The 8124-nt window shown below is 64.7% G+C and carries 6 protein-coding genes and 1 pseudogene; 3 read left to right on the forward strand and 4 right to left on the reverse strand.

Annotated features, from left to right (window positions below):
• Positions 1-15 precede the first annotated feature (15 nt).
• The 4 genes from VL598_RS14975 to VL598_RS14990 form a co-directional block, all read right to left on the reverse strand.
• Positions 16-606: a carboxypeptidase regulatory-like domain-containing protein gene (locus VL598_RS14975; protein WP_325327515.1), complete on the reverse strand. Its 591-nt coding sequence runs from the start codon at positions 604-606 to the stop codon at positions 16-18.
• A 144-nt stretch (positions 607-750) separates the two neighbouring features.
• Positions 751-2244: a DegQ family serine endoprotease gene (locus tag VL598_RS14980; RefSeq protein WP_325327516.1), complete on the reverse strand. Its 1494-nt coding sequence runs from the start codon at positions 2242-2244 to the stop codon at positions 751-753.
• A 190-nt stretch (positions 2245-2434) separates the two neighbouring features.
• The gene (locus tag VL598_RS14985; RefSeq protein WP_325327517.1) at positions 2435-3733 is read right to left on the reverse strand and encodes an ATP-binding protein; all 1299 of its coding nucleotides are present in this window, start codon (positions 3731-3733) and stop codon (positions 2435-2437) included.
• 26 nt (positions 3734-3759) lie between these two features.
• Positions 3760-4422: a response regulator gene (locus VL598_RS14990; RefSeq protein ID WP_325327518.1), complete on the reverse strand. Its 663-nt coding sequence runs from the start codon at positions 4420-4422 to the stop codon at positions 3760-3762.
• 276 nt (positions 4423-4698) lie between these two features.
• Here VL598_RS14990 and dacB point away from each other — a divergent pair, with 276 nt between their 5' ends.
• The 3 genes and pseudogenes from dacB to VL598_RS15005 all read left to right on the forward strand — a co-directional run.
• Complete coding sequence (dacB, locus tag VL598_RS14995) at positions 4699-6309, forward strand: D-alanyl-D-alanine carboxypeptidase/D-alanyl-D-alanine endopeptidase (RefSeq protein WP_325327519.1); 1611 nt, start codon at positions 4699-4701, stop codon at positions 6307-6309.
• A 307-nt stretch (positions 6310-6616) separates the two neighbouring features.
• A complete protein-coding gene (locus VL598_RS15000; RefSeq protein WP_325327520.1) occupies positions 6617-7519 on the forward strand; it encodes a sterol desaturase family protein in 903 nt (300 codons plus the stop codon).
• A 135-nt stretch (positions 7520-7654) separates the two neighbouring features.
• Positions 7655-8124 (forward strand): annotated as a pseudogene (locus tag VL598_RS15005) (acylhydrolase); the annotation flags it as partial.

Raw genomic sequence — 8124 nt, forward strand, 5'->3', positions numbered from 1 at the left:
CACCTCGCGTATGCGCTACTGTGTGGTCCAACTGAAGTCGGCACGCGCACCGGGCCGCGAGGAGACCATCACCGAGCGCGTCTGCTCCCGGTCGTTGTAGCTGGCGTGAACCGTATATTGGCCCGGCGCCAGCTTGACGAGCATGTACGGGCCTTGCGACTGCGTGCTCAAGACGTCCGCACCGTGGCGGTCGACGATGCGCACCTGAACGTCGCCCAGATACTCCGACGCCCGTCCCGTAAAGCGCATGGCGAGGGGCCAGCGCGGCGCTTGCTGCTTCAACGCCGTCGATTCGTCGATGCCGACGCCGCCCGATACGTAGGACACCGCACCTTGCTGCTGGATTTGCGGCATGCCCTCGACGTTGCCGGCGCTCGTCATGTCTGTCGCCGAACCGCCAACGGTGCCGGGGGAGCTCGATGTGTCGTGCGAGTCCTGCATGCCGTGTGAATCCGGCCCACTCGGCGAACCCTGCGCGAACGCGCTACCGGAAAAGGCAACCGCAAGCGCGACGACTACGACCGCGATTCCAGCCCGCTTTCCGGTCCTTTCTTCAGTCCGATTACCCGCCCACTGATTCGCATCATTGCTGCGTGGCGTTTCCATGGCATTGCTCCTATCGTTTTGAACATCCCGGGAAGCCGTGCCGGCGGGTGTCGGACGGCTTCCCGCCCCATAACCGACACCCTGCCAGGCTCGTGCCGGCCCACCGCCGGGACGTCGAAGCCGGGCGATCAGCCCGGCGGACGGTCAGCCGAGATCCACTGGCACGAAGATCTGTGCGTTGTCGCGCTGGATCAGGAGTGCGACGCTGTCGCCGGCCTTCGCGATGATCTGCGCCAACTGATCCGGCGAAGAAACGGGCCTGCCGTTGACAGCGAGAATCACATCGCCGGGCTGAATGCCCGCGCTCGCGGCAGCGCCCGACGCTTGTTGGACGAGCAGGCCATGTGACAGCGAAGCCGCGCTTTGCTCCTGGGACGTGAGCGCGCGCACCGCGACGCCCAGGCGCCCTTGCTCGGCAGTCGCACCGGCGTTGTCGGCCACCTTGCGCAGCGACATCGAACCGAGCGTGACCGCCACCTGCCTCTTCGACTTGTCGCGCCAGACGTCGAGCGTTGCCTTCGTACCCGGCTTCATGGCCGCGATCTGAGAGGGCAAATCGGTGGAATCCTCGACGGGCACACCGTTGACGGCCAGAATCACGTCGCCCGCCTGCAATCCTGCCTTGGCGGCCGGGCCGCCGGCCTCGACCGAGCTCACCAGCGCTCCGACGGGCTTTTGCAGGCCGAACGAGTTGGCGAGCGTCTGGTTCACGCCCTGGACGGCCACACCGAGGCGCCCCCGGCTCACGTGCCCCGTCTTGACGATCTCATCCTTGACGCGGATCGCTTCGTCGATCGGGATCGCGAACGAGAGGCCCTGGAAGCCGCCCGTTTGCGAATAGATCATCGAGTTGATGCCGATGACCTGTCCTTCCAGGTTGAAGAGCGGCCCACCCGAGTTCCCGGGGTTGACGGCCACGTCAGTCTGGATGAACGGCGTGTAGTTCTCGTCAGGCAGCGAGCGGCCTTTGGCGCTGATGATGCCCGAGGTCACTGTGTTGTCGAAGCCATAAGGCGAGCCGATTGCGACGACCCACTGGCCGACCTTGCTCTGGTTCGGATCGCCGATCTTGACGGTCGGCAGATTCGAGGCGTCGATCTTGAGCACTGCCACGTCGGACTGCTTGTCCGCGCCGATGACTTTCGCGCGATACTCGCGCTTGTCGGTCAGCTTGACCGTGACGACGTTGGCGCCGTCGATCACGTGCGCGTTCGTCAAGATGTAGCCGTCCGTGCTGACGATGAAACCGGAGCCGAGGCTTGCACTCGGTACGTCATCGTCCTGCGCGCCGCCGCCGTCGTCCCCGTTAAAGCCGGGGAATTGGCCGTAAAAGCGCTTGAAAAACTGGTAGAACGGATCGTTCGGATCAATCGGCAGCTGCTGCATCGAGCGCCGCTCCGGACGCTTCACCACGTGCTTCGCGCTGATGTTCACGACGGCAGGGCCGTACGTCTCGACGAGCCCGGAGAAATCCGGAATACCGGTCTTGGCCGCCGCTTCCGCCGGCATCAATGCCGCGGCATTGGCCGAAGTGATGATCTGCGGATCGGTATGTCGGGAGCCGACCGCATAGCCAGCGGACAAGGCTACCGCGACGGCAATCGCGACGGCACTGCGAGACAGGATCTTCGTGTTCATCGAATGGGCCTCCTTGCTTGATGGACACGAGAATAAGCGGGCTCGCTTAAGAAAAACTTAATTGCAGGGCCTCATTGACCGGTCGGGTACGGCCACGGTCGAGAAAACCGGTCGGTCTCGAAGCCCAGATCTACCCGCTTTGGGTACCCGGGGCGACGCGGCAGCGGCCTGCTTTCACTCGTGTGTGTGCTCAGAACCGGACCGTGACGAGCAGGCCACCGAGCGGGGCGTCGCCAAGCTCGATTCGCGCGCCGTGCTGCGCGGCCACGCGCTTGACGATGGCGAGACCCAGCCCGCTGCCGGACAGATCCGTGCGGCCACGCGCAGAAGCGTCGCGATAAAAGCGGTCGAACACGCGTTCACGCTCCTTGGGCGCAATGCCAGGGCCGCTGTCGCCGATCTGCACACGCGGACGCCCTTCCTCGCTCACATTCAGCGCCACGTCGATACGGCCGCCTGATGGGGTGTATTTGACGGCGTTGTCGAGCAGATTGCCGAGCATGGCGCGCAGCGCGTCGGCATCGCCCACAATGGTCGCGGGCTCGGCCTGCTCGAAGCCCAGATCGACGCCGCCTCGCTGCGCAAGCGGCGCCCGCGCAGCGACGCATTCGGCAAGTAGTTCCCGCAGATCGACAGGCGCCTTCACAGCGCCCTCGAGCGGCTCCGCGCGCGCTAACGCAAGCAGTTGCTCGGCTAGCCGCGTCGCACGCGTCACGCCGGACTGCAAATCGACGAGCGCCTCGCGGCGCGACTCTGGATCTTGCGCGCGTGCAACGAGCTGCGACTGGATTTGTACGGCTGCAAGCGGTGTGCGAAGCTCGTGCGCGGCATCGGCCACGAATGCACGCTGCGTATCGCGCGCTTCGGTGAGCCGCGCAAGCAAACCATTGAGCGCGCGCACAAGCGGCTGCACCTCGAGCGGCAGGTGCCGATCCGGCAGCGGATCGAGCGCCTGGGGTCGACGCGCCTCCAGCGCGCGCGTCAAGCGCTCGAGCGGCGCGAGCCCACGGCCGACGATGATCCAGACGGCGAGGCCGAGCAAGGGCAGCAGCACAATAAGCGGCCAAAGCGTGCGCAAGGCCACGTTCGACGCGAGCCGGTTGCGCACGGACAGCGGCTGCGCGAGCTGCACGACGTTGTCGCCGACGATGGCGCCATAGACGCGCCAGTCGCCACGCTCCGTGCGCTCGGTCGAAAAGCCCAGCTCGGCGCGCGGTGCGAGCGGCGCGCGTGGATGCGAGTAGTACATGAGCGCGCCCGTGCGGCTCCAGATTTGAATGACGATGCCCTCGTCGGCATCGTTGTGCGCGCCGAAAATCTGCGAAAACGGCTCGGACGGCAGCGCCGCCGCGATCTCCTGCAGCTGATAGTCGAACAGCTCATTCGCCTCGGCCAGCGCCTGACGATAGATGAGCCAGCCCGCGGCGCCCACGCCCGCCACGACGAGCGCGACGAGCCAGAACAACAGTTGATGACGAATCGAACGCATGGCGAAAGCGGTGTTCTCCTTGTCGCCTAGCCTTCTTTGGCGATCATGTATCCGAGGCCGCGTACATTTCGGATGAGATCTGCACCGAGCTTCTTGCGCAGTGCGTGAATGTAGACTTCGACCGTGTTGCTGCCGATTTCCTCGCCCCAGCCATACATCTTCTCTTCGAGCTGGCTTTTGGACAGCACCGCGCCGGGGCGCGCAAGCAGCGCCTCGAGCAACGCGAACTCGCGCGCCGAGAGCGCGACGGGCGCGCCATTGAGCGTCACCTGGTGCGCAGCCGGATCGAGCGTCAGCGAGCCGTGCCGGATCGTCGATTCGCTGCGTCCCGAATGGCGGCGGATCAACGCGCGCATCCGCGCGCCCAGCTCGTCGAGATCGAACGGCTTGACGAGGTAATCGTCCGCGCCGGCGTCAAGCCCCTTCACGCGATCGGCCACGGCATCGCGGGCGGTGAGGATAAGCACCGGCATCGAGAGCCCGCGTGTGCGCATGGCACGTAGCACGTCGAGCCCGTCGCGTTTGGGCAACCCGAGATCCAACAACACGAGGTCGTACGGCTCGCCGCCCGCCGCCGTGAGCGCCAATTCGCCGTCCTGCACCCAGTCGACGGCAAAGCCTTCGCCGCGCAACGCCTTGCGTACGCCTTCGGCGATCATTATGTCGTCTTCGACTAGCAAAATCCGCATCGCATCAAGCGCCCAAAATCATGGTTGACGCCCTCGCCGGCCTTCGCCCCGAAGGAAGCCCCCTTGGGGAATGGCCGTGGGTGATGAAGCGCATTGTAACGGGGTCTCGCGCAATGTCGTTTTTTTGTCGATGCGGTGCACTCGGGGCGGAGCGTAACGCGGCAAGCCCTACAATGAGCGCTGCCTTGATGCGCCCTTCGCGAGTCACAGCCTCGGTGACAGCACTCAGTCACAACCTCGCCCCGGCGTTTTCCGATCCCATCGCCGTTCCTTTTCATGCCGATCGCTTCGATTATTTCGTCTGTGTGCCGCATCCCGCATTTCGCGCTGATTGCCGCTTTCTCTTTCATTGTCCCCACCGGGCAGACCGATCCATCGGCCTCTGCCGCCACGGCGCTGCCACGCGGGCGAACACGCCGTGGCCAGCTTGGGCGCACAGGTCTCACCATCAGCATCGCTGCCGCCTTGGCATTCGCACCGCCGGCTAATGCGCGCAAGCTCCACCATCGCCCCCGCGTCAGCGTCAGCACCGTATTGCCGGCGTCGGTCATGCGTGCGCTCGAACGCTCGAAGGTGCCGCTCTCGTCGGTGAGCGTCGTGATCGAGCGCATCGGTACGACCTCACCCGTCGTCGCGGTCAATGCCGCAAAGCCGATGATGCCCGCCTCGACGATGAAGCTCGTCACCACGTACTCCGGCCTCGAAATCCTCGGGCCCGACTACCGTTGGCGCACGCGCGCCTACGCGGACGGCACCGTCGATGCAAACGGCATGCTGCATGGCGATCTCTATATCCAGGGCACGGGAGACCCCAAGCTCGTGCCAGAGGAGCTCATCGACCTCGTCGACCGGATCCGTAAGGCTGGCATTACCGGCATCGACGGCGCACTGGTGCTCGACAAGCAATTCTTCGATTCGTCGACGCGCGACCTGCCGCCCTTCGACGACGACGTCAGCGCGCCGTATAACGTAGGGCCAGACCCGCTTCTCTATGCCTTCAAGTCGCTTTCGTTCACGGTCACGCCGTCGAGCGGCGGCTCTGTCTCAATCGAGGTTGTGCCGGAACTCGCACAGCTGAAAATCGAGAACTCGCTGCGAGCCCGCCCCGGCGCCTGCAGGAGCGCGGAGGCCGCCATGCCCAGCGTCACGCCCGAGCAGGACGGCACGCTCCAGGCGCTCTTTTCCGGCGAGTACCCTGTGCGCTGCGGCGCGCGCACGGTCAACCTCGCCGTGCTCGATCATTCGGCGTTTTTCGCGGGGGGATTCCTCGCGCTCTGGCGGCAGCAAGGCGGCAGCTTCAATGGCACGACGCGTGAAGCCGCGGTGCCAGCCGGCGCGCGGCTCGTCGCCACGCACGAGGGGCCGCCGCTCGGCGAGATCGTGCGGGACATCAACAAGTTCAGCAACAACGTGATGGCCCGCAATCTGTTCCTGACGATCGGCGCCGTGTCCGGCAAGCCGCCCGCCACGCCCGAAAAATCCGCCCAAGCGATCGAGCGCTTCTTGGGTGCGCACGGGCTCGCGATGCCGGAAGTCGCGCTCTTCAACGGCTCCGGGCTGACTCGCGAGGAGCATATCAGCGCACTGTCGCTTGCTGACTTGCTGCAAGCGGCCAACGCAAGCCCCGTCGCCCAAGTGTTCGTGGCCTCGCTGCCCGTGGCGGGCATCGACGGCACGATGCGCAACCGTCTGCGCAACGACCCGGTGCTCGGCAACGCGCACATCAAGACGGGCACGCTGCGTGACGTGCGCGCGATTGCCGGCTACGTCGCCGCAGCCAACGGTGAAACCTATGTGGTCGTGAGCCTCATCAACGACGAGCATGCGGGTGCCGCGCGCGCCGCTCACGATGCGTTGCTCGATTGGGTGTATCGAGGTATGCACTGAACAGCGAGATGGAGTGATCCCTCTACGATAAATGGCGCGTGCCTTGCACGCGAGCGTGTACGCTGTCGGGCAACGTAGCCGGTGCGCATCGCCCATGCTTTTTTGACAACGAAACCTTGACGGTCGAAAGACGCGAGACAGGGGAGAAAAAAGGCAAAAGGGCAGCCACGCACGCCGCACCGCAGATGTACTCGGCTGCCCGAGGCGACATCAACGCAAGGTATCGACGCGGCGCGAACCGATGTCCCTCGGCACGTCGTGCTGCGCCCAGCACAAAATCAAGGAGACGACCGGGAGGAAGACGTACATGCAATTCGACGCCGAATGGCTTCTCGTCGCCATGGCGCCCGTCTTTCTCGCGTGTATCGGCTGGGAGGCGTGGCACTTCTCGCGCACGCAGCCGAATGCGCACATCTATCACTGGCGCGACACCCTGTGCAATGCCGCGCTTGCCCTCATGCACCAGGGCGCTGACAAACTCGCATGGTTCGCTGTGGTGCCGGTGTATGCCTACGTCTACGAGCATTGGCGCCTCCTCGATTGGCAGCCGGGCTGGCTTGCCTTCGCCGTGCTGTTCGTGGCGCAGGACCTCCTTTATTACGTCTTTCATCGCATGAGCCATCGCGTGCGCTGGCTGTGGGCTGCTCACGTCGTGCATCACTCCTCGGAACAGCTCAATCTGTCAACGGCCTTTCGACAAAGTCTGATGTACCCATTGGCCGGCATGTGGGCTTTCTGGATACCGCTTGCGCTACTCGGCTTTCCGCCGCAGCAAATCATCGCGATCGTGCTGATCAATCTCGCCTTTCAGTTCTTCGTACACACGCAAGCGATCGGCCGGCTCGGGTGGCTCGAGCATGTCTTCAACACGCCGTCGGTCCACCGCTGCCATCACGCGCGCAACGCGCGCTACATCGACCGCAATTACGCCGGCGTGCTCGTCATCTGGGACCAGCTCTTTGGCAGCTACGTGCGGGAGGACCTCAACGATCCGCCCGAATACGGCATCGTCGAGCCGGTGCCGACCTTCAATCCGTTCAAGGCGACGTTTCACGAATGGGCGTCGATGTTCGCCGACGTGGCGCACGCGCGCGGGCTTGCGAACAAGCTGCGTGCGCTTTTCGCTCCGCCCGAATGGGCCGCAGCGCTTCACGCGGCCCGTGGACGCGGCGTCGAACACCGATGCCCGCCCGCTTCGCACCGAACCTGAGAGACCATGCGAAGCGCTTTTTGCACGAGGCACAGCTTTTCGCCGCTCTCGCGGCGCTCAGCGCTGTCAGACGACGGCCGATAACGACATTTTTAGAGGCATAGACCACGGCTGACGAGCCGCATAACCGAGGAGATGATGTCGATGGAACAACGCCATAGCCATAAACTACAACGCAACCGGCTGCAGCGGGCAGTACAGGCCACCCTCGCGAGCGCAGCCTTTGCGATGCTCGCCGCGTGCGGTGGCGGCGGGGATTCAACGCCGACGAGCTCGACGCCGCCAGGGGGCGTATCGTTGCAAGTCGTATCGTTCGGCGATAGCCTGTCCGATGTCGGAACCTACTCGGCTTACGCCCTGCCGAACTTCGGGGGCGGCCGCTTCACGACGAATCCCGGCCAGGTATGGACGCAAAACGTCGCCACGTACTATGGCGGTACGCTGAACCCAGCCGTCTACGGGGGGTTCGGAACGCCGACGACACCGAATCCGATTCCGAATAGTTTGGGTTACGCACAAGGCGGCGCGCGCGTCGCATTGCAGCCCGGCGTCAGCTACCCGGTTCTCACGACCGTGCCCGTCGCGGCGCAGGTGCAGAATTACCT

Origin of the sequence: Trinickia sp. (genome assembly GCF_035492435.1) — a bacterium.
Classification (GTDB): Bacteria; Pseudomonadota; Gammaproteobacteria; order Burkholderiales; family Burkholderiaceae; genus Trinickia.